General features: G+C 70.2%; 18 protein-coding genes. 11 read left to right on the forward strand and 7 right to left on the reverse strand.

What is annotated here, in order from left to right; translation table 11 throughout:
- The 3 genes from KUG39_RS13635 to KUG39_RS13645 form a co-directional block, all read right to left on the reverse strand.
- Positions 1-1904: ribonuclease J (locus KUG39_RS13635; protein ID WP_286194015.1), on the reverse strand; the 1904-nt coding region annotated here is incomplete at its 3' end.
- 72 nt (positions 1905-1976) lie between these two features.
- Entirely contained in the window at positions 1977-2891 is a 915-nt protein-coding gene (gene dapA / locus KUG39_RS13640; protein ID WP_502707690.1) for a 4-hydroxy-tetrahydrodipicolinate synthase, read from the reverse strand.
- An 11-nt stretch (positions 2892-2902) separates the two neighbouring features.
- Positions 2903-3985, reverse strand: a complete 1083-nt coding sequence (locus tag KUG39_RS13645) for an aspartate-semialdehyde dehydrogenase (RefSeq protein WP_216915695.1) — start codon at positions 3983-3985, stop codon at positions 2903-2905.
- 264 nt (positions 3986-4249) lie between these two features.
- Here KUG39_RS13645 and tig point away from each other — a divergent pair, with 264 nt between their 5' ends.
- From tig to KUG39_RS13675, 6 genes are all read left to right on the forward strand, one after another.
- The gene (tig, locus tag KUG39_RS13650; protein ID WP_216915614.1) at positions 4250-5704 is read left to right on the forward strand and encodes a trigger factor; all 1455 of its coding nucleotides are present in this window, start codon (positions 4250-4252) and stop codon (positions 5702-5704) included.
- Between the two features lie 141 nt (positions 5705-5845).
- Positions 5846-6487, forward strand: a complete 642-nt coding sequence (gene clpP, locus KUG39_RS13655; RefSeq protein WP_094584457.1) for an ATP-dependent Clp endopeptidase proteolytic subunit ClpP — start codon at positions 5846-5848, stop codon at positions 6485-6487.
- Positions 6488-6595: 108 nt separating this feature from the next.
- Positions 6596-7969, forward strand: a complete 1374-nt coding sequence (gene clpX, locus KUG39_RS13660) for an ATP-dependent protease ATP-binding subunit ClpX (protein WP_190611975.1) — start codon at positions 6596-6598, stop codon at positions 7967-7969.
- A gap of 69 nt (positions 7970-8038) precedes the next feature.
- Positions 8039-8956 (forward strand): glycosyltransferase family protein, encoded by a 918-nt coding sequence (locus tag KUG39_RS13665; protein WP_216918340.1) that lies wholly within the window; start codon positions 8039-8041, stop codon positions 8954-8956.
- Between the two features lie 83 nt (positions 8957-9039).
- Positions 9040-9774: a lecithin retinol acyltransferase family protein gene (locus KUG39_RS13670; protein WP_216915618.1), complete on the forward strand. Its 735-nt coding sequence runs from the start codon at positions 9040-9042 to the stop codon at positions 9772-9774.
- 27 nt (positions 9775-9801) lie between these two features.
- Positions 9802-11652 (forward strand): DNA polymerase III subunit gamma/tau, encoded by a 1851-nt coding sequence (locus tag KUG39_RS13675; protein ID WP_216915620.1) that lies wholly within the window; start codon positions 9802-9804, stop codon positions 11650-11652.
- 261 nt (positions 11653-11913) lie between these two features.
- Here KUG39_RS13675 and KUG39_RS13680 read toward each other — a convergent pair whose 3' ends face one another.
- The 3 genes from KUG39_RS13680 to KUG39_RS13690 form a co-directional block, all read right to left on the reverse strand.
- Positions 11914-12633: a sulfotransferase family 2 domain-containing protein gene (locus KUG39_RS13680; RefSeq protein WP_216915622.1), complete on the reverse strand. Its 720-nt coding sequence runs from the start codon at positions 12631-12633 to the stop codon at positions 11914-11916.
- Positions 12634-12846: 213 nt separating this feature from the next.
- Positions 12847-14283, reverse strand: a complete 1437-nt coding sequence (locus KUG39_RS13685; RefSeq protein ID WP_216915624.1) for a glycosyltransferase family 2 protein — start codon at positions 14281-14283, stop codon at positions 12847-12849.
- Between the two features lie 25 nt (positions 14284-14308).
- The gene (locus tag KUG39_RS13690; RefSeq protein WP_216915626.1) at positions 14309-15898 is read right to left on the reverse strand and encodes a SpoIID/LytB domain-containing protein; all 1590 of its coding nucleotides are present in this window, start codon (positions 15896-15898) and stop codon (positions 14309-14311) included.
- A gap of 71 nt (positions 15899-15969) precedes the next feature.
- On the opposite strand from KUG39_RS13690, the gene rpmI reads away from it, so the two are divergent.
- From rpmI to KUG39_RS13705, 3 genes are all read left to right on the forward strand, one after another.
- The gene (gene rpmI, locus KUG39_RS13695; protein ID WP_015109851.1) at positions 15970-16170 is read left to right on the forward strand and encodes a 50S ribosomal protein L35; all 201 of its coding nucleotides are present in this window, start codon (positions 15970-15972) and stop codon (positions 16168-16170) included.
- Positions 16171-16238: 68 nt separating this feature from the next.
- Entirely contained in the window at positions 16239-16586 is a 348-nt protein-coding gene (rplT, locus tag KUG39_RS13700; RefSeq protein ID WP_015109852.1) for a 50S ribosomal protein L20, read from the forward strand.
- Between the two features lie 37 nt (positions 16587-16623).
- Positions 16624-17187, forward strand: a complete 564-nt coding sequence (locus KUG39_RS13705; protein ID WP_216915628.1) for a tetratricopeptide repeat protein — start codon at positions 16624-16626, stop codon at positions 17185-17187.
- 18 nt (positions 17188-17205) lie between these two features.
- On the opposite strand, the gene KUG39_RS13710 is transcribed toward KUG39_RS13705, so the two are convergent.
- On the reverse strand, positions 17206-17775 hold the full coding sequence (locus tag KUG39_RS13710; RefSeq protein WP_216915630.1) for a hypothetical protein: 570 nt from the start codon (positions 17773-17775) through the stop codon (positions 17206-17208).
- Between the two features lie 45 nt (positions 17776-17820).
- On the opposite strand from KUG39_RS13710, the gene KUG39_RS13715 reads away from it, so the two are divergent.
- Together KUG39_RS13715 and psb34 are read left to right on the forward strand one after the other, a co-directional pair.
- Entirely contained in the window at positions 17821-18663 is an 843-nt protein-coding gene (locus tag KUG39_RS13715; protein WP_502707688.1) for a thiazole synthase, read from the forward strand.
- Between the two features lie 58 nt (positions 18664-18721).
- Positions 18722-18886 carry a photosystem II assembly protein Psb34 gene (psb34, locus tag KUG39_RS13720; protein WP_094587070.1) on the forward strand — a complete coding sequence of 55 codons (165 nt, stop codon included), beginning with the start codon at positions 18722-18724 and terminating at the stop codon, positions 18884-18886.
- The last annotated feature ends 27 nt before the right edge of the window (positions 18887-18913 follow it).

Consider the following 18913-nt stretch of genomic DNA (forward strand, 5'->3'; position numbering starts at 1 on the left):
GTGGCCGGGGCCGGGGCGGCCGCCGGGGCGGCGGCGGTCACCAGCTGGCGCTGGGGCACGGCGGCGGGCTGGCGCCCACCCCCATCCCTGCGGCCGCCGCGGGGCGCCGGCCGGGTGTCGGGCTCGGCATCGGCCCGACCCTTGTAGGCCGGGGTGCCGGCGGGGGCGGGCTGCACCAGGCAGATGATCAGCGGGTCCACCTGCAGCTCGCGGCGCAGGCGGCGCTGCAGGCCCACCTCCACTTCCCGCTGCACGCCCACCCAGTCGACATCGGGGGCCTTGCCACCGGTGTTGCGGGCCAGCTGGTTCCAGCGGTTCTCCAGCACCCAGTTGATCTCCCGCTCGGCCCAGACCGAGAGCTTGCGGGCATCGGCGGCCGTGACCACACCGCGCAGGTTCACCCGCGGCGGCGCCGCCATCACACCGTCGGTGGTGATCACCGCCAGCAGGGTGATGACGCCGTCCTCGGCCAGCTGCTGGCGCTCCTTGAGCACCCGGGCATCGACGATGCCGTTGCGGGAGGCGTCGAGCAGCTCGATGCCGGCCTTCACCGGCTCACCCTTGTTGATGGAGTCAGGGGTGAGTTCGACCACGTCGCCGTTGTCGATGATCAGGATGTGATCGGCCGGGATCCCCATCGACTGGGCCGTCTTGGAATGGCAGACGAGCATGCGGTGCTCGCCATGCACGGGCACGAAGAACTTCGGCTTGGCCAGCGCCAGCATCAGCTTGTGGTCCTCCTGGCAGCCGTGGCCGGAGACGTGGATGCCCTCGCCCTTGCCGTAGACAACCTTGGCCCCCATCATCATCAGTCGGTCGATGGTGTTCACCACCGAGATGGTGTTACCGGGGATCGGGCTGGCCGAGAAGATGATCGTGTCGCTGGACTTCACCTGCACCTGGGGATGCTCACCGCGGGAGATGCGGCTGAGGGCCGCCAGCGGTTCGCCCTGGCTGCCGGTCATCAGCAGCAGGGTTTCGCGGTCGGGCAGGTCGCGGATCTGCTTGATGGGAACGAACAGATCATCGGGGGCGCGCATGTAGCCGAGCTCCCGGGCCTTGGCGATCACGTTGAGCATCGAGCGGCCCAGCAGCCCCACCTTGCGGCCGTTCTTCATCGCCAGTTCCAGGATCATCGACACACGATGAATCGAGCTGGCGAAGGTGGTGATGATCACCCGGCCTTCGGCCTGGCTGATGTGGCGATCCAGGTTCGGGAACACGGCCCGCTCCGGCGGCGTGAAACCGGGGATCTCGGCGTTGGTGGAATCGCTGAACAGGCAGAGCACCCCCTGCTCGCCGTAATGGGCCAGGCGCTGCAGGTCGAAGGCCTCGCCATCGACGGGGGTGTGGTCGAACTTGAAGTCACCGGTGAAGATGACGACGCCGGCGGGGGTGGTGATGGCCAGCGTGAAGCTGTCGGCCATCGAGTGGGTGTTGCGGATGAACTCCACCTTGAAGTGCTGACCCACATGCACCACATCCCGTGGCCCGACCGTCTGGATGGTGGTGCGGTCGGTGACGCCCGCCTCCTCCATCTTCCCCTGCAGCATCGACATGGCCAGCCGGGGGCCGTAGATGATGGGGATGTTGAAGTTCTTGAGGTGGTGCGGGATGCCGCCGATGTGATCTTCGTGGCCGTGGGTGACCACCATGCCGCGGATGCGCTTCTGGTTCTCGCGCAGGTAGCTGGTGTCGGGCATCACCACGTTGACGCCATGCATGCCATCGCTGGGGAAGGCGAGACCGGCATCGACGAGCATCAGCTCATCGCCGTATTCGAAGACGCAGGTGTTCTTGCCGATCTCGTGCAGGCCGCCCAGGGGGATGACGCGCAGGCCCTGGTGCTTGGCTTTGGCGCCGTTGCCGGAGCGGACGATGGGATTGACGTTCTGACTGGACATGTAGTTAGGGACTCGGGGGTGGCGATGGAAAGGAACGGGAAGCGGAGATGACTCTGGACATCAGCCTTGGCGTCAGGTGGGACGCAGGGCAGCCAGGATCGAGGAAAGGCGCTGTCGCACGGCGGTATCGGCGGAAAGCAGGGGAAGTCGGGGGGCACCCACCGGCCAGCCGCAGATCTCCAGGGCGGCTTTGACGGGGATGGGGTTGGTGGTGCAGAAGAGCGCCCTGCACAGGGGCAGCAGCTGCTGGTGCTCATCGAGGGCGGCGGCGACGTCGCCGCTCAGGAAGGCCTGGACCATGGCCCGGATCCGGGGACCCACCAGGTGGCTGGCCACGCTGACCACGCCCACCGCACCCACCGCCAGCATCGGCAGGGTGAGGGCGTCGTCGCCGCTGTAGATCGCCAGGCGATCGCCGCAGAGCTCACGCAGCCGGCTGACCTCCTCGGTGGTGCCGCTGGCGGCCTTGAAGCCCACCACGTTGGCCTCGTCGAGCAGGCGGGCCGTGGTGTCCGGGGCCAGGCTGCAGCCGGTGCGGCCGGGGATGTTGTAAAGCATCAGGGGCAGCTCCGGGGCGGCCTGGGCCACGGCGCGGAAATGGGCTTCCAGTCCCTCCTGGGGGGGCTTGTTGTAGTAGGGCACCACCACCAGGGCGCCGTCGGCGCCCAGGGCGGCAGCCTCGCCGGTGGCTTCCACCGCCTCCGCGGTGCAGTTGCTGCCGCTGCCGGCCAGCAGGGTGGCGCGGCTCCCCACCGCCCCCTTCACGGCGGCAAAGAGCTCATGCTGCTCCTGCCAGGTGAGGGTGGGGGACTCGCCGGTGGTGCCGCACAGCACCAGGCCATCGGAGCCGTGGCGGACCAGATGGTCCGCCAGCCGGGCCGCCAGCTCCAGATCGACGGCCCCGTCCGGCTGGAAGGGGGTCACCATGGCGGTGAGCACCCGCCCGAAGGGGGCCTCGGGCGAGGGAGCCGTGCTGGGCGCCTGCAGGGTGGCCGTGGTCAAGCGGCACCTCCGGCGGCGGCATCGGCCGCGGCGGGGTCCCGCAGCAGTTCGGCGATCTGGATGGCATTGAGGGCGGCTCCCTTGCGGATCTGGTCACCGCAGAGCCACAACTCCAGGGCACAGGGATCGCTGATGTCCTGGCGGATGCGGCCCACGGCCACCGGATCGCGGCCGGTGACATCGGTGGGCATGGGGAAGCGGTTGGTCTCGAAGTTCTCGATCAGCTCGACCCCGGGGGCGACCGCCAGCAGCTCACGGGCCTCCGCCACGGGGAAGGGCTCCTCAAACTCGATGTTGACGGCCTCGGAATGGGCCCTAAGGACCGGCACCCGCACGCAGGTGGCCGTCAGGCGCAGATCGGGGAGACCCATGATCTTGCGGGTCTCGTGGAGCATCTTGAGCTCCTCCTCGCAGTAGCCGCTGGGCTGCAGGGGCGAGTTATGCAGGAAGAGGTTGAAGGCCAGCGAATGGGGCAGCACCGTGCTCACCGGCTCGCCCCCCTCCAGCACGGTGCGGCTCAGGTCGCGCAGTTCCTCCATGGCCCGGGCGCCGGCACCGCTGGCCGACTGGTAGGTGCTGACCACCACCCGGCGGATCGGCCGCCGGGCCGCCAGGGGGGCCAGGGCCAGGGTCAGCAGGATGGTGGTGCAGTTGGGATTGGCGATGATCCCGCCGTGGGCGAAGGCGGCCTGGGGATTCACCTCGGGCACCACCAGGGGCACGGCCGGATCCATCCGGAAGGCACTGGAGTTGTCGATCACCACCGCGCCGGCGGCCACGGCCACCGGCGCCCACTGCCGGGACACCGAACCGCCAGCGGAGGCCAGCACCAGGTCGATGCCCTCGAAAGCGTCAGCACCGACCGGCTGCACCCGCAGGCGCTCGCCCCGCCAGTCCAGGTCCTGGCCCGCCGAGCGCGGCGAAGCCAGCGGCAGCAGCTCCGCCACCGGAAAACCCCGCTCCTGCAGCAGGACCAGAAGCTCCTGGCCCACGGCTCCGGTGGCGCCAAGGATGGCGATGCGCAACGGCCTCGAGGGCAGGTGGCGCGGAGGGGAGGGGAGGGTCGCTGAGACGGTCAACGGGGGGAAACGGGACGGGTGGCGGGAGAGGGCCTGCTGACTGGAGACGGGGCCCGTAAGGAAACCCTGGGAGGGGATCGGGAAACGGATGGGGCGGGAGGGCCCGGGGACGGGAACCTGAGACAAGGCCTCCGGCCTGATGGCCGGATCGAACTCTTCAGTTGGAGATATGGGCGCGCCGATGCGTCGATCGCACAATACGTGGCGGAGGCCCGGAACGGCCAGTTTCTAGGATGGGGGGCTGCCCGAAGCGAGCCCCGTTTCATGAGTCCTGCCGCCAGCACCGAAGCCAACCTCCGGGTGACCACCTCCCCGCGCCCCGGAAGCCGTCTGGCGGTGGAGGTCGCCGTGCCTGCGGGGCGCAGCCAGAAGAGCTACGAGACCGCCCTCGAGAAGCTGAGCCGCAGCGTCAAGCTGCCCGGCTTCCGCAAGGGACGGGTGCCCCGGCCGGTGCTGCTGCAGCAGATCGGACCGCTGCGGATCCGCGCCACCGCCCTCGAGGACCTGGTCGATGCGGTCGTGCGGGAGGCGATGCAGCAGGAGGCCATCGAGGCCATCGGCCGGCCCGAACTCAGCGAAGCCTTCGAGCGCGTTCTGGAGCGCTTCACGCCCGGGGAGGAGCTCACCATCACCCTGGAGATGGACGTGGAGCCCACCCCCACCCTGCGCAGCACCAAGGGCTTCAAGGCCGAGGCGGAGCCCGTGCCCTTCGACCCGGCCCGGGTGGACGAACTGATCGAGCAGTCGCGCCGCCAGCTGGCCACCCTGGTGCCGGTGGAGGACCGGCCCGCCGCCGAGGGTGACGTGGCCCAGATCGCCTTCCGCGGCACCTTTGTCGATACCGGCGAAGCCATCGAAGGCGGCAGCAGCGACGGGATGGAAGTGGAGCTGGAGGAGGGCCGCATGATCCCCGGCTTCGTGGCCGGGATCCTCGGCATGGCCGTCGGGGACAGCCGCGACGTCTCCTGCCGCTTCCCCGACAGCTACCCCCAGGAGCAGGCGGCGGGCCGGGAGGCCCTGTTCGCCATCACCCTGCTGGAACTGAAGACCCGGGAGCTGCCCGCCCTCGACGACGCCTTCGCCCAGCAGGCCAGCGACAAGCCGACCCTGGCCGAGCTCCGCGCCGACCTGGAGACCCGCCTGCGGGACGACGCCGAGCGCCGCCATCGCGCCAACCGCCACGAGGCCCTGCTGGCGGTCCTGGTGGAGGAGCTGGAGGTGGAGCTGCCCGAGACCCTGATCCAGCAGGAGGTGCGCAACCTGATCGAGCAGACCGCCGGGCAGATCTCCCAGCAGGGCATGGACGTCAAGAAGCTGTTCACCCCCGATCTGGTGCGCAGCCTGATGGACACCTCCCGCCCCGAGGCCGAGCAGCGGCTGCGGCGCAGCCTGGCGCTCAAGGCCCTGGCCGCGGCCGAGACGATCGAGGTGCCCGCCGCCGACCTGGAGGCCAGGCTGGCCGAGATCCGCAAGGGCCTCAGCGACAGTGCCGCCATCGACCCGGAGCGGCTGCGGCTGGCGGTGGCCGAAGACCTGCTGAAGGAGAAGCTGCTGGAGTGGCTCGAGGCCAACAGCACGATCACCGACAAGGCCCCGGCCGCGGAGGAGACCGAAGCGGCGCCGACCAGCAGCGAAGAGCCGCCGAAGCCGGCCAAGGCCGCCAAGGCCAAGAAGGGAGCCGCCGGCGCCAAGGCCCGGGAGGACGACGCCCAGCCATAGATTGAGGCCACTCCCCCCGTCCGCCAGCGAAACCGCGTGATCGACGCCCGACCGCCCCTGATCCCCGACTGGCTGCCCGCCGCCCTGGCGGGCCCGTCGGGGACCCTCCCCCATCCGGTGACCAACCGGTGGCAGGGGCCTATGCCCTGGAACGGGATGGTCGCTCCGGGCCCCACCGCCGCCCCTGGGGTGCTGCCCACCGTGGTGGAGCAGTCGGGCCGCGGCGACCGGGCCTTCGACATCTATTCCCGGCTGCTGCGGGAACGGATCATCTTTCTCGGCACCGGGATCGACGACCAGGTGGCCGATTCCCTGGTGGCCCAGCTGCTGTTCCTGGAAGCCGAGGATCCCGAGAAGGACATCCAGATCTACATCAACTCCCCGGGCGGCTCGGTGACCTCCGGCCTGGCCATCTACGACACCATGCAGCAGGTGGCGCCGGACGTGGTCACCATCTGCTACGGGCTGGCCGCCAGCATGGGGGCCTTCCTGCTCACCGGTGGGGCACCCGGCAAGCGGATGGCCCTCCCCAATGCCCGGATCATGATCCACCAGCCCCTCGGGGGCGCCCAGGGCCAGGCGGTGGACATCGAGATCCAGGCCCGGGAGATCCTCTTCCTGAAGGACACCCTCAACGGACTGATGGCCGAGCACACCGGCCAGCCGCTGGACAAGATCGCTGAAGATACGGACAGGGACTACTTCCTTTCCCCAGCAGAGGCGGTTGAATACGGACTCATCGACCGGGTGGTCGATGACGCCCCAGCCCCTGTCGTCCCCTAGAACTTCAGGAACGACTGACAAATCGACGGCTGGGGTCGATCCTGGAAGCAGGTCCATCCTGCCGCCATACCCAGGGCGACCACCGCCGCTCCCGCCGCCTCCTTGCCGATGGCCAAGTTCGACGCCCATCTGAAGTGCTCCTTCTGCGGCAAGTCCCAGGAACAGGTGCGCAAGCTGATCGCCGGGCCTGGCGTCTACATCTGCGACGAGTGCATCGATCTCTGCAACGAGATCCTCGACGAGGAACTGGTCGAGCACCACGGCCATGGCCCCCCGGGCCGGCCCATGGCCGACGGGGGCCGCAAGACCCCGGCGAAGAAATCGGCCCGGCCCGCCCCCACCCTGGCCACCATCCCCAGGCCCCAGGAGATCAAGAGCTTCCTCGACCAGCAGGTGGTGGGCCAGGAGGAGGCCAAGAAGGTGCTGGCCGTGGCCGTCTACAACCACTACAAGCGGCTGGCCTGGCAGGGGGACGGCAAGGGCGAGACGGATCAGACGGCCACCCGCCTGCACAAGTCGAACATCCTGCTGATCGGCCCCACCGGCTGCGGCAAGACCCTCCTGGCCCAGTCCCTGGCCGAGATGCTCGATGTGCCGTTCGCGGTCGCCGACGCCACCACCCTCACCGAGGCGGGCTACGTGGGCGAGGACGTGGAGAACATCCTGCTGCGCCTCCTCCAGAAGGCGGATCTGGACGTCGAACAGGCCCAGCGGGGCATCATCTACATCGACGAGATCGACAAGATCGCCCGCAAGAGCGAGAACCCATCGATCACCCGCGACGTCTCCGGTGAGGGTGTGCAGCAGGCCCTGCTCAAGATGCTGGAGGGCACCGTGGCCAACGTGCCCCCCCAGGGGGGCCGCAAGCACCCTTACCAGGACTGCATCCAGATCGACACCAGCCAGGTGCTGTTCATCTGCGGCGGCGCCTTCGTGGGACTGGAGGACCTGGTCCAGAAACGGATGGGCCGCAACGCGATCGGCTTCCTGCCGGCCGATGGCCGCAGCCGGGTGCGCTCCGGCAAGGACAAGCAATCCAGCGAAGTGATGCGCCACCTCGAACCGGAGGATCTGGTGCGCTACGGCCTGATTCCCGAGTTCATCGGCCGGCTGCCGGTGAGCGCGGTGCTCGAACCCCTCGACACCAGTGCCCTGGAGGCGATCCTCACCGAACCCCGGGACGCCCTGGTGAAGCAGTTCCAGACGCTGCTGAGCATGGACAACGTGCGGCTCGAGTTCGAACCGGGGGCCGTCGAGGCCATCGCCGCCGAGGCCCATCGCCGCAAGACCGGCGCCCGGGCCCTGCGGGGCATCGTCGAGGAGCTGATGCTCGACGTCATGTACGACCTGCCCTCCCGCCGCGACGTCCAGACCTTCACCATCACCCGGGAGCTGGTTGAGCAGCGCAGCAAGGCCAAGGTGCTGCCGATCAGTGCCGCCGCCGACCTCGACGGCCACCGGGGGGAACAGGCCACGGCCTGACACGCAGCTGTGTCCAATCAGGCGGTCTACCTCGTCACGGTGCGCGAGGGATCCGAGGTCTATGCCGACATGGCACTGGTCTCGATCCTGTCGCTGAAGCTCACCAATCCCTCCCTCCCGGTCCGCCTGCTCTGTGACAGCGAGAGCGCACGGTGGCTCCAGGAGAGCGGCCATCGTCTGCCGGGACTCTGCGACAGCGTCGTGGTGGTGGAGGCGCCTGAGGGTTCGCTGATCTATCGCCATCGCTGGATGAAGACCCAGCTCCCCCGCTTCCTCCCTGGGGACGGCATCCACCTCGACGCCGACATCCTCGTTCGCAGCTCCCTCGCCGCCCTTCCCCACGGCGACTGGGACTTCGCGGCCGTTCCTGACTACAACAGCTCGGACATGAGCGAGCTTCTCCGGACCCTCCCCCATGTCATCCAGGCCCTGGAGCTGGGCTGGCCGCTGGACCTGACGCGGTACTTCAACAGCGGCGTCTTCTGCTGGAAGGACACCCCCGCCGTCCATGCCTTCTTTGCTGAATGGCATCGGCTCTGGCAGGAGGGCGTGGAGGCCGGGGAGCTGCTGAAAGATCAACCCTCCTTCAACACCACCCTGCAGCGCGGCCTGGTGACCAGTGCCACACTGCCGAACGCCTTCAACACCATGGTCCTGCCGGCCTGGGAGCTCTCCCCGGAGGCCGTGGTCTGGCACTTCTGGTCGGCGGGGAGCTCGAAGGAGCATTCCTTCGCCCAGCTGGTGGAGCAGGCGAAGCACCTGAGCACGGAGCAGCTGACGGCGAACGTGCGGCGGGCGATCCGCTTTTCGAGGCCATGGCCGAACTCCGGCCGGGCCCTGGCCCGCCTGCTCGACTGGCGCGGCCACCGCTTCGGCGGCTACCGGACGGTGGAGCGGCTCTGGCTCTACGGGCAGCGGCGCGCCACCGTGCTCCACCTCCTCAAGCGCGTCCGGGGAACCGGCAGGGGCAGCGGCGCGCCCCGGTGAGCGGCTATCCCCACCCCGGAGGGAATCCCCGGCCACGCCGGTGACGCGATGCTGAGCGGATTCCCCCTGTTCCACTCCGCTCCTTGGCCGCCGCTGATCACCTGCAGGCCCCCCGCCAGCACGGCCTGTTCCTGCACCACGGCATCGATCTGGGGGACGGCACCGTGGCCCACTACCTGGAGGGCCGGGAAATCCTGCGCAGCCCCCTGCAGGACTTCAGCCGCGGGGAGCCCATCAGCGCCGTGAGCTACCCGGTGGGCGCCTGCTCGCCGGTGGGGGTCACCCTGCGGCGGGCCATGGGCCGCATCGGGGAGCAGCGCTACAACCTGCTGTTCAACAACTGCGAGCATTTCGCCCACTGGTGCAAGACCGGCCGGCATCGCAGCGCCCAGGTGGAGGATTGGCTCCACACCGGCAGCCTCGGCGCCCTGGCCCTGGGCCAGTTCGTGCCGGCGGCCCTGCTCACCGGAGCCCGGGTGCTGCTGCGCCAGGGCCAGTCCCTCGCCGAGACCCTGGCCAGCGGCCTCGACCCCGAGCAGCTGGCCCGGGGCCGGGAACTCGCCCGGCGCAGCCTGGAGCAGCTCGATGGCCTGCGCCTGCGCCTTCAGGAGCGCCTGGAGGAGGAGCTGGCCCGGGCCGAACGGCGCTGGGGCGAAGGGGATGGCCCCATCACCTCGGGCAGCGACCCCTTCGAGCGGCTGCGCCTGGCGGGGCAGAACCTGGCCGACCAGCTGGCCGCGGTGGAGGAGATGGAAGACAGGCTGCAGCGGCTGCTGGAGCCGGCGGGCCCCGATCCGGCCGATGGCGGCCCGCCTTAGGCTCCCTATCCGGTCAGGGCAGGGTGCATGGTCCAGGCCTACGAGCCCCTTCATCACAAGTACCGGCCCCAGCGCTTCGACCAGCTGGTGGGCCAGAAGGCCGTCGCGGACACCCTCAGCCAGGCCCTGCTCCAGAACCGCATCGCCCCGGCCTATCTGTTCAGCGGCCCCCGGGGCACGGGCAAGACCTCCAGCGCCCGGATCCTGGCCCGCTCGCTCAATTGCCTGGCCAGCCCGGGACCGACCCCGGAGCCCTGCGGCCGCTGCCAGCTGTGCCTCGACATCGCCGCCGGCAACGCCCTCGATGTGATCGAGATCGACGCCGCCTCCAACACCGGCGTCGACAACATCCGGGAGCTGATCGAACGGTCCCGCTTCGCCCCGGTCCAGGCCCGCTGGAAGGTCTACGTGGTGGACGAGTGCCACATGCTCTCCACCGCCGCCTTCAACGCCCTGCTCAAGACCCTGGAGGAACCGCCGCCGCGGGTGGTGTTCGTGCTGGCCACCACCGACCCCCAGCGGGTGCTGCCCACCATCCTGAGCCGCTGCCAGCGCTTCGATTTCCGCCGCATCCCCCTGGAGGCCCTGGTGGGGCATCTGCAGTGGATCGCCGCCGAGGAGTCCATCGGCATCACCCCGGAGGCCCTGCACCTGGTGGCCCAGCGCTCCCAGGGGGGTCTGCGGGACGCGGAGAGCCTGCTCGACCAGCTCAGCCTGCTGCCGGCCCCGATCGCCGCCGACGCGGTGTGGGACCTGCTGGGGGCGGTGCCGGAAGTGGAGCTGCTGCAGCTGGCCGAAGCCATGGCGGCGGCGGATCCTCTGCAGGTGGTGGAGGGCTGCCGCGAACTGCTGGACCGGGGGCGGGAACCGGCCGCCGTGCTGCAGGGGCTGGTCAGCCTGCTGCGGGATCTGCTGCTGGCGGGGGTGGCGCCCGACCGGCTGGAGCTCACGAGCGTGACACCCGAGCTGCGGCCGCGGCTGCCGGAGGTGGCGCGCCGGATCGGCAAGGCCCGCCTGCTGCGGTGGCAGTCCCAGCTCAAGGGCAGCGAACAGCAGCTGCGCCACAGCGTGCAACCGCGGCTATGGCTGGAGGTGCTGCTGCTGGGCCTGCTCGCCGAACCGGCCACCGTGGCCGCCGCACCCGCCGCCGTGGCCGCCGCGCCCGCCGTCGCCCCGGCGGTGCCGCACCCGCCCGGCGCCGAAGGCCAGCGGATCGCCCGCAGCCCGGAGCCCGCGGGGGCCGCTGCGCCAGCCCCACCGCCCACCCAGCTGGCACCGACCCCGGCCACGACCCCGGTAACGACCCCGGCGGATCAGGCCACCGCCCCGGCAAGTGCGGCGCCCGCCAGCGAGGATCTGGCCGAGCTGTGGCAGCAGGTCCTGGCCGGGCTGGAGCTCCCCTCCACCCGGATGCTGCTCTCCCAGCAGGCCCAGCTGCTGCGGCTGGATGAGCGGCGGGCGGTGGTGCGGGTGGCCGGCACCTGGATGGCCATGGTTCAGAGCCGCCTGCCCCTGCTGGAGAAAGCGGTGGCCAGCGCCCTGGGCAGTCCGCGCCAGGTCTCCCTTGAGGCGGGGGGAGACAGCATGGGGCCCCGGCCGACGACGGGCCAGCCTCCACCGGCCCGACCAGCCCCCGCCCCAGCCCCTGCCCCTGCCCCTGCCGCCAGCCAGACACCCCTGGCCAACGGCACGATCGCCGCGGACGGGCCAGTGGCGACCCCGTCGCCAGTGGCAGCGCCGGCCGTCAGGGAGGAGGCCCGCGAAACCAGGGCGGCAGCACCCGCCACCAGCACCGCTGCCATCGATACGCAGGCCAGCCGGCTGGCTGAATTCTTCAACGGTGAAGTGATCAGTGGAATCATCGGAGATCCGGAGTAAAGGATCCTTCTCGAATGGAATCCTCTCCCGGAGAGACAACAGGACCCTGACCGAACGCAACGCAGCAAAGCCCATCTCTGCCGGCTGGTCGCCACGGATCGTCGGATGACCGGGAGGATCTTGGTTCGTCCAGAGTTGATGCGTCAGGCGATGGCAAACAATGGGGTAGCGGCCTGCCTGCCGAAGGGATCAGCGAAGCTGCTGGCCATCTGCGGGCCGTCTGCGAGCTGTCTGCGAGCGATCAGTGGTGGCGCTTGCCCTTCATGAGGACCCGAATACCCGGCCAAGCCGGGAACCAAAGCTCTGGGCCAGGGCGGACGCCATGAAATCGGGTTCCATCGGTTTGTAGCCGGGATAGAACCGTTGATGATCCTCCGCATAGATCTCGGCGACCCTCTGCCTGAGCCTGCGCTCCTGGCGCGAGGAAAGCCGCTTCAATGGGGAGTCAGGGCCGTTGGCCTTCGGCAGGACCAGGGCCCTGCCCAGGCGCTGGGAGAGCACCTGCATGAGATCAGAAAGGTGCTCAAAATAGAAGACGTTCACCGTCGCAGAGCCTTCCAGAAAGCTTGACTGGGGCCTGAGATGCAGCAGATCATGAGAGGCCGCGAGCTCCACATACTGCTCGAAATCGAGGGCATTCAGGTCAAGGCCGTAGTACCACTTCGCAAAATCAGCCATGGCCCGATCCTTGCGCCGGAAGGATGAAACCAGGCGCGCCCACGGATCGCGGACCACGGTGAAAACCCAGCTATCTCGAACGAAATCAGGATGCAACTTCTCAACTTCACCCAAGCGAAGATGCTGGAGGAACTGGGAGCTCAACTCCAGCTTCATCAGGTCGGGAGAGGCGAGCCTGCCAAAGCAGACGCCTGGATTCTCAATGGCAGGATTCAGGTCGAGGCCAAGAGCCAACTCGATCGATGTGCCAGCGGTTTTGGGAATATGGATGAACGTGATTCCTGGTTCACGGAATAATGGCATGACCAGCTAAATGGGAAATACCGATTTTCTAAATCGTACCATAATCTAACTGCCCGACCCCATCCAGATTGGATCATCAGCTCGATCATCGTCACCATCGGGACTGACGGGATGCCCTGATGACATCCCACTCTGAAAGCATTCAGGACGTCAGGTCCAAGGCGCAGAGCATCTGGAACGCCACCCCATCAGAGAGGGCGCCGTGGTGACGATTCACACCCGACCTGTTTCCGCAGCAAATCCGGGCTCCTCGTCGGCGCTTTCTGCCTCGGACTCCGGATCATGGGCTTCAAACGTTTCACCGAGATGAAGCGTCTTGATCCAGACCAGCTTCTTGGGCAGCAGGGCCATCTTCAGGGTCACCCAGGGGATCACCAGGAACCAGTGGACCAGGTAGACGATGCCCAGGCCGGCGCTGAAGGGGTTCATCGCCGGCAGGGGCGGGCCCTCGGACGGCCGGCGGCAGCCGGTGGCGATCGCCATGCCCGAAAGGGCCAGGGCCACGATCGAGAACGGCCACATGGTGGGGGCCGTGCGGGTGAGCAGGGTGCCGATCAGGTCGGCGCTCGCCACCACCGGCAGCACGTACTGCAGCAGGAAGAAGCAGGTGAGATCGAGCTTCTGGCTGAACCCCAGCCGGTTGGAGACCAGGCCCGGGCCGTAATCGAAGAAGCGCTGCAGGCCCCCCTCGGCCCAGCGCTGGCGCTGGCGCCAGAGGGCCGGCAGGGTCAGCACCGCCTCCTCCTGCACCGGCGGATCCCAGAGCACGCCGATCGGGAGGCCTTCGAGCAGAAGACGGAAGCTCAGGTCGAGATCGTCCGTCACCGTGTCCTCGTTGAAGCCCCCGACCTTCAGGAGCGCGTCCCGTGACAGCAGCTGGCCGTTGCCCCGCAGTTCGGCCACGCCGCCGTTGGCCAGACGCCCCTCCTGGATCATGGCGTCGAAGGCCATCTCCATCGCCTGGGCGGTGGTGAGCAGGTTGGTCCCGGCATTGGCCACCGCCTTGCGCAGCTGCACCGCCGCCCAGCCGCCGGCCTCCGCCCAGGGAACGAGGCGCTCCAGCACATCCGGCTGCAGATCGGCATCGGCGTCGAGCACAAGCATCCAGCGGCCAGCCAGTTGCTGCAACACCAGATTCAGGGCCCCCGACTTGCCGCCGCCCGCATCCCGGGGTCGGCGCAGCACCCGCAGGAAGGGATGGCGCCCCTGGAGCTCGGCCAGCAGCTCGGGCGTGCGGTCGTCGCTGCCGTCATCGACCACCCACAGGGCCAGCTGGCCCTCGGGCCAGCGCACGGCGGCGATGCGCTCCACCAGCCGGGCGATCACCGCCTGCTCGTCACGGGCGGCGACCACCACATCAACGGCCGGGCAGGTGCCCACCTCGCTCGCCGCCGGGGCCGCCGCCGCGGGCGCATCGCCGGGGCTGCGGCGGAAGGCCTGCAGCAGAACGGTCCGAAGGCTGTAGCCCCCGAGCAGGGTCGCCAGGGTGAGGGCCGGCACCAGGCTGCGGCCCGGGGGCAGCCAGTGGGGGGCGATTCCCACCAGGCCGCAGCAGGCGAGGAACAGGGCCGCCTTGGCACGGCGTTGATCGCTGCCACTGCCGCTGGGACTGCCGCTGGGACCGCTGCTGACACTGCCGCCGGCAGCCATGGTGAACCTCATCCAGGCGGTGACTCTAGGGGGAATCGCCGCCAGCCCCCAGGGGCTGGAGGGAGGTGCCCGGGTAGTAGTGCGCCAGGATCCGGCGCGCACTCCAGCCGCGGCCGGCCAGGTCGATCGCCCCCTGCTGGGAGAGACCGGCCCCGTGGCCGAAGCCCCCACCGGTCAGCTGCCAGGCCCCCTCACCCTCCGGCCGCAGGGTGAACAGGGTGCTGGGCAGGGTGCGCAAGGTGCGGCGGATCGCATCCAGCCGCAGCACCGTGCGGCCCGCTGTTCCCTGCACCTCCAGGGCCAGCACCCGGCCGCTGGGACCCCGGGCCAGCACCTTCAGGGCGGTGGGCCGTCCCACGCCCCGCTCCGGCCCGAGGGCCGCGGCGATCTGGGCAGCCGTGAGCCGCCGCTGCCAGCGGAAGACGGGATGGTCGGCCCCCCAGGCCGCCTGGCCGTCGCGCAGCAGGGTCGGCAGGGCGGCGGCCGCCAGGGGCACGGGGAAGCGGGCCTGGAAGGGGGCGGGGCCGTCGGGGAAGGAGTTCAGGTAGGGGACCGGCGGCCCGTTCCAGGCCTCCTGGTAGGCGGCGCTGATGCCGCCGTTGCTGGCGTGGTAGACGGCGTGGATCGGTCCATCGGCACCCACCAGCACCGCCAGCCGGGTGGCGGCGATGGCCTGGCGCACGGCAGCGCCGGCGTCGCGCGGGTCGCTGTACACCTGGCACTGGGTGTCGGCGCAGAGGTGGTAGCCATCCGCCGCGAAGCGGTGCTGGTTGCGCACCGCCCAGGTGCGGGCCAGCACGGCCTGGGCCTCCAGGGCCGCCGCCGGCACCCCGGCTCCGATCTCATGGGGCACCACCCCCTCCAGGTAGCGCTCCAGGGGGACCTGCTCCACCAGGCTCCAGCCGCCGTGGGCGTCGCTCAGCAGCTGGAAGGGGCCGGCGTAGACCCCCCGGTCCCAGAGCAGGCCGCCGGGGGCCTCGATCCGGATCGGCCCGGCCAGGGGCACCGCCCCCTGGGACCGGCGCAGTTCCAGGCCGACCCGCTCGCTGACCGTCCGCTCGTAGCTCCCCAGCCGCAGCCCCTCGGGCAGTCCGGCGGGATCGGGGGCGCCGGCGGGGGCCCACACCTCCCAGTCACGGGGCCGGGCGATCACGGCCGCCACCCCCATGGAACGCCAGAGCCCGGCCGCCTGCTCGGCGCTCTCGAAACTGGCGAACGGACCCAGCACCCGGCGCCGCAGCGTCACGGACCCGGGCAGCAGCTCCCGACGCCAGTGCAGCGCCAGGGAGGGAGCCTGGAAGCGCTGGCCGCTGGCGTCGATCAGGGTGAGCAGGCCGCCGTTGCCGCGCAGGCGCAGGGGCGGGGCCGCGGATGCCTCCCCGGGCGCCGGACCCAGGCGGGCGGCCAGGGCCACCGCCAGCACCGGACGGGCCGCCGTGACCGGCTCGGGACGGGCCACCGGCCAGTGCATCAGGCTGGTCTGCCCAGGGGACGGGGCGTCCGGAGGGGGCGGTGGCGACAGGGCCGGCGGCCCCTGCTCGGCCCGGCAGCCGACCGGGAACAGCAGCGCCGCGGCCAGCAGCAGCCGGGGCAGGACGCGGGGACGCAGGGCCATCGAGGGGGCGGGGGGTTGGAGGAGGGTTCACCCGCGTCGTAGTGTGCTTGTTTGTGCCTGCGCCTACCGAGATGCCGAAGCTCAAGACCCGCAAAGCGGCCGCGAAGCGGTTCAAGGCCACCGGCACCGGCAAGTTCATGCGCCGGCGTGCCTTCCTCAACCACCTGCTCGATCACAAGAGCCCCAAGCGCAAGCGCTATCTGGGGACGATGGCGGTGGTCGATGACCGCGACCACGACAACGTGGCCCGGATGCTGCCCTACGCCGGCTGAGTCCGGCCGGGCTCCCTCCGGGGTTCCAGCTTCCCTGTCTTTTCTCACCCACCCACCGCTCACCTCCCATGGCCCGCGTCAAGAGGGGCAACGTCGCCCGCAAACGCCGCAACAAGATCCTTCGCCTCGCCCGCGGCTTCCAGGGGAGCAACGGCAGCCTGTTCCGCACCGCCAACCAGCGGGTCATGAAGGCCCTCTGCAATGCCTATCGCGACCGTCGCCGCCGCAAGCGTGATTTCCGCCGCCTCTGGATCGCCCGGATCAACGCCGCCGCCCGCATGAACGGCCTCAGCTACAGCAAGCTGATCGGCGGCCTCAAGCGGGCCGACGTGCGCCTGAACCGCAAGATGCTGGCCCAGCTGGCCGTCGCCGATCCCGCCAGCTTCACCGCCGTGGCCACCGCGGCAGGCCACTGACGCCGTCCCCCCAGCACCGACCGTCCGGCCGGACACGATGACCGATCTGCTGCCCCAGGCCTACCTGCTCGGCCTGATCGCCCTGCTGGGCGTGGCCGCCATCGTGGTCGGCCGCCAGATTCTGCGGGTGCGGCGCGATGAACTCGCCCTGGCCCGCCTCGGCGGCATCGACAAGGCCGCTGGCGGCACCCGGGACGCCTCCACCCTCTATGAGCTGGCCTCGGTGCAGCTGCGCAAGCGGCTGTACGCCGAGGCCCAGGTCAACCTCAAGCAAGCTCTGAAGCTGGCCGAAGCGGAGAACGCCCCGGCCGAGGCGCGGGCCCTGATGGAGAACGCCCTCGGCTTCACCCTGGCGGCCCAGAACAACTACAGCGCCGCCGTGCGCCACTACCGGGCCGCCCTGCGGGCCAAGGCCGAGTATCCGGTGGCCCTCAACAACCTCGCCTTCGCCCTCGAGAAGCAGTCGAAGGCCGACGAGGCCCGCAGCCTCTACGAGAAGGTGCTGCAGCTGGAGTCCAACAACAAGACGGCCCTCAAGCGTCTCTCGATCCTGGAGCGGCGCAGCGGCCGCCAGGCGGGCGAGAACGGCAAGGCCTCCTGAGACCCAGCCCGGCCGGGCTCACCAGAGGCCGCGCACCGGGGCGGGCTCTCCGGCGGCGGGGGCCTGGGCGGTGCGTTCCGGGACCAGCTGCAGTCGCCCGCCGGGGGTGGTGAGCCGGGGCGCCCGCCAGCCGCTCAGGGACAGGCCCTGCACGCTCTGAAAGGCGCCACCGGGCTCAAGGGCGCCGCCGAGGGGATCCCCCAGCACCAGAAGGTCGAGCTGGTCGGACTTGGCATTGAGGTTGCCCTGCACCGGAGATTCAACCCCGCCGATGGCCATCGCACCGCGCAGGTCCACCATCTGGCCGATCGGGGTGGCCCCGTCGATCCGCAGCTGGACGGGCACGGTGGGCCCGCCGCTGAAGGACTGGTAGCGGCCGCTCCAGCGACGGGGCATCTGCTCGGCGATCAGCCGGGCCCGGGCGATCGGATCGAAGGTCTCCACCTCACCGTTGGTGCCGCCGTCCTGGTTGATGGCCTGGATCTCGGGGGCGGTGAAGGGCACGAACCCATCGGCCGGCAGGGGGCTGGCGGCAAGCACCGGACTGGCGGCGAGCAGCAGGGGCACGGCGGCCAGGGGCACCGGCATGGCGTGGGTCTCGGGGGCAGAAGGCAGACTAATCGGGATGCGCCCGTGCGCCGCAGGCCCCCGACCGTGACCGCCATCGCCCCCCTGACCTCCCGCGACGATCTGGTGATCGCCGGCCGTCGCTTCCGCAGCCGCCTGATGACCGGCACCGGCAAGTACCCGAGCCTGGAGGCCATGCAGGCCAGCCTGGAGGCCAGCGGCTGCGAGATCGTCACCGTGGCGGTGCGGCGGGTGCAGAGCGGCGCCCCGGGCCATGGCGGCCTGATGGAAGCAATCGACTGGGGCCGCATCTGGATGCTGCCCAACACGGCCGGCTGCGCCACCGCCGAGGAGGCGGTGCGGGTCGCCCGGCTGGGCCGGGAGCTGGCGCGCCTGGCGGGCCAGGAGGACAACAACTTCGTGAAGCTGGAGGTGATCCCCGACTCCCGCCACCTGCTGCCGGATCCCTTCGGCACCCTCGAGGCCGCCGAGCAGCTGGTGAAGGAAGGCTTCGCCGTGCTGCCCTACATCAACGCCGATCCCCTGCTGGCCAAGCGGCTGGAGGAGGCCGGCTGCGCCACGGTGATGCCGCTGGGATCGCCGATCGGCTCGGGCCAGGGCATCCGCAACGCCGCCAACATCGCCCTGATCATCGAGAACGCCCGCGTGCCGGTGGTGGTGGATGCGGGCCTGGGGGTGCCCAGCGAGGCCGCCCAGGCCATGGAGATGGGCGCCGATGCCCTGCTGATCAACAGCGCCATCGCCCTGGCGGGCGATCCGCCGGCGATGGCACGGGCGATGGCCCTGGCCACCGAGGCCGGTCGCACCGCCCTGCTGGCGGGCCGGCTGCCGCAGCGGGCCGAAGCCCGGGCCAGTTCCCCGCTGGAAGGCCGTGTGACGAACCATTGACGATCAATCCGATCCCGGCGGCCCTCCATAGGGTTTGCCGCACACCGACTCCCCCTCCATGCAGGTCACTGAAGAAGACGGCGGCAAACTGAACGCCTTCGCCAAGGAGCCCCGCATGGTGCTCCAGGAGGAGGGCGAGACCAGCGGCGCCAACCGGATGCTGCTGATCGGCGGCCTGGTGCTGGTGGCCGTCATGGTGGCGGTGGCGGCCGGCATCAGCTGAGGCCGATGGGGGCCTCTGAGGCCTGTA

The organism is Synechococcus sp. CCAP 1479/10 (genome assembly GCF_019038515.1).
GTDB lineage: Bacteria > Cyanobacteriota > Cyanobacteriia > PCC-6307 > Cyanobiaceae > Cyanobium.

Excerpts from the sequence above, each read along its gene's own strand:
- clpP (WP_094584457.1), top strand. The coding sequence starts at position 5,846 with ATGCCCTGGAACGGGATGGTCGCTCCGGGCCCCACCGCCGCCCCTGGG.
- KUG39_RS13665 (WP_216918340.1), top strand. The coding sequence starts at position 8,039 with ATGGCACTGGTCTCGATCCTGTCGCTGAAGCTCACCAATCCCTCCCTC.
- KUG39_RS13710 (WP_216915630.1), bottom strand. The coding sequence starts at position 17,775 with ATGCCGGTGCCCCTGGCCGCCGTGCCCCTGCTGCTCGCCGCCAGTCCG.
- clpX (WP_190611975.1), top strand. The coding sequence starts at position 6,596 with ATGGCCAAGTTCGACGCCCATCTGAAGTGCTCCTTCTGCGGCAAGTCC.
- KUG39_RS13685 (WP_216915624.1), bottom strand. The coding sequence starts at position 14,283 with ATGGCTGCCGGCGGCAGTGTCAGCAGCGGTCCCAGCGGCAGTCCCAGC.
- KUG39_RS13675 (WP_216915620.1), top strand. The coding sequence starts at position 9,802 with ATGGTCCAGGCCTACGAGCCCCTTCATCACAAGTACCGGCCCCAGCGC.
- KUG39_RS13705 (WP_216915628.1), top strand. The coding sequence starts at position 16,624 with ATGACCGATCTGCTGCCCCAGGCCTACCTGCTCGGCCTGATCGCCCTG.
- KUG39_RS13680 (WP_216915622.1), bottom strand. The coding sequence starts at position 12,633 with ATGCCATTATTCCGTGAACCAGGAATCACGTTCATCCATATTCCCAAA.
- rplT (WP_015109852.1), top strand. The coding sequence starts at position 16,239 with ATGGCCCGCGTCAAGAGGGGCAACGTCGCCCGCAAACGCCGCAACAAG.
- psb34 (WP_094587070.1), top strand. The coding sequence starts at position 18,722 with ATGCAGGTCACTGAAGAAGACGGCGGCAAACTGAACGCCTTCGCCAAG.
- tig (WP_216915614.1), top strand. The coding sequence starts at position 4,250 with ATGAGTCCTGCCGCCAGCACCGAAGCCAACCTCCGGGTGACCACCTCC.
- rpmI (WP_015109851.1), top strand. The coding sequence starts at position 15,970 with ATGCCGAAGCTCAAGACCCGCAAAGCGGCCGCGAAGCGGTTCAAGGCC.
- KUG39_RS13690 (WP_216915626.1), bottom strand. The coding sequence starts at position 15,898 with ATGGCCCTGCGTCCCCGCGTCCTGCCCCGGCTGCTGCTGGCCGCGGCG.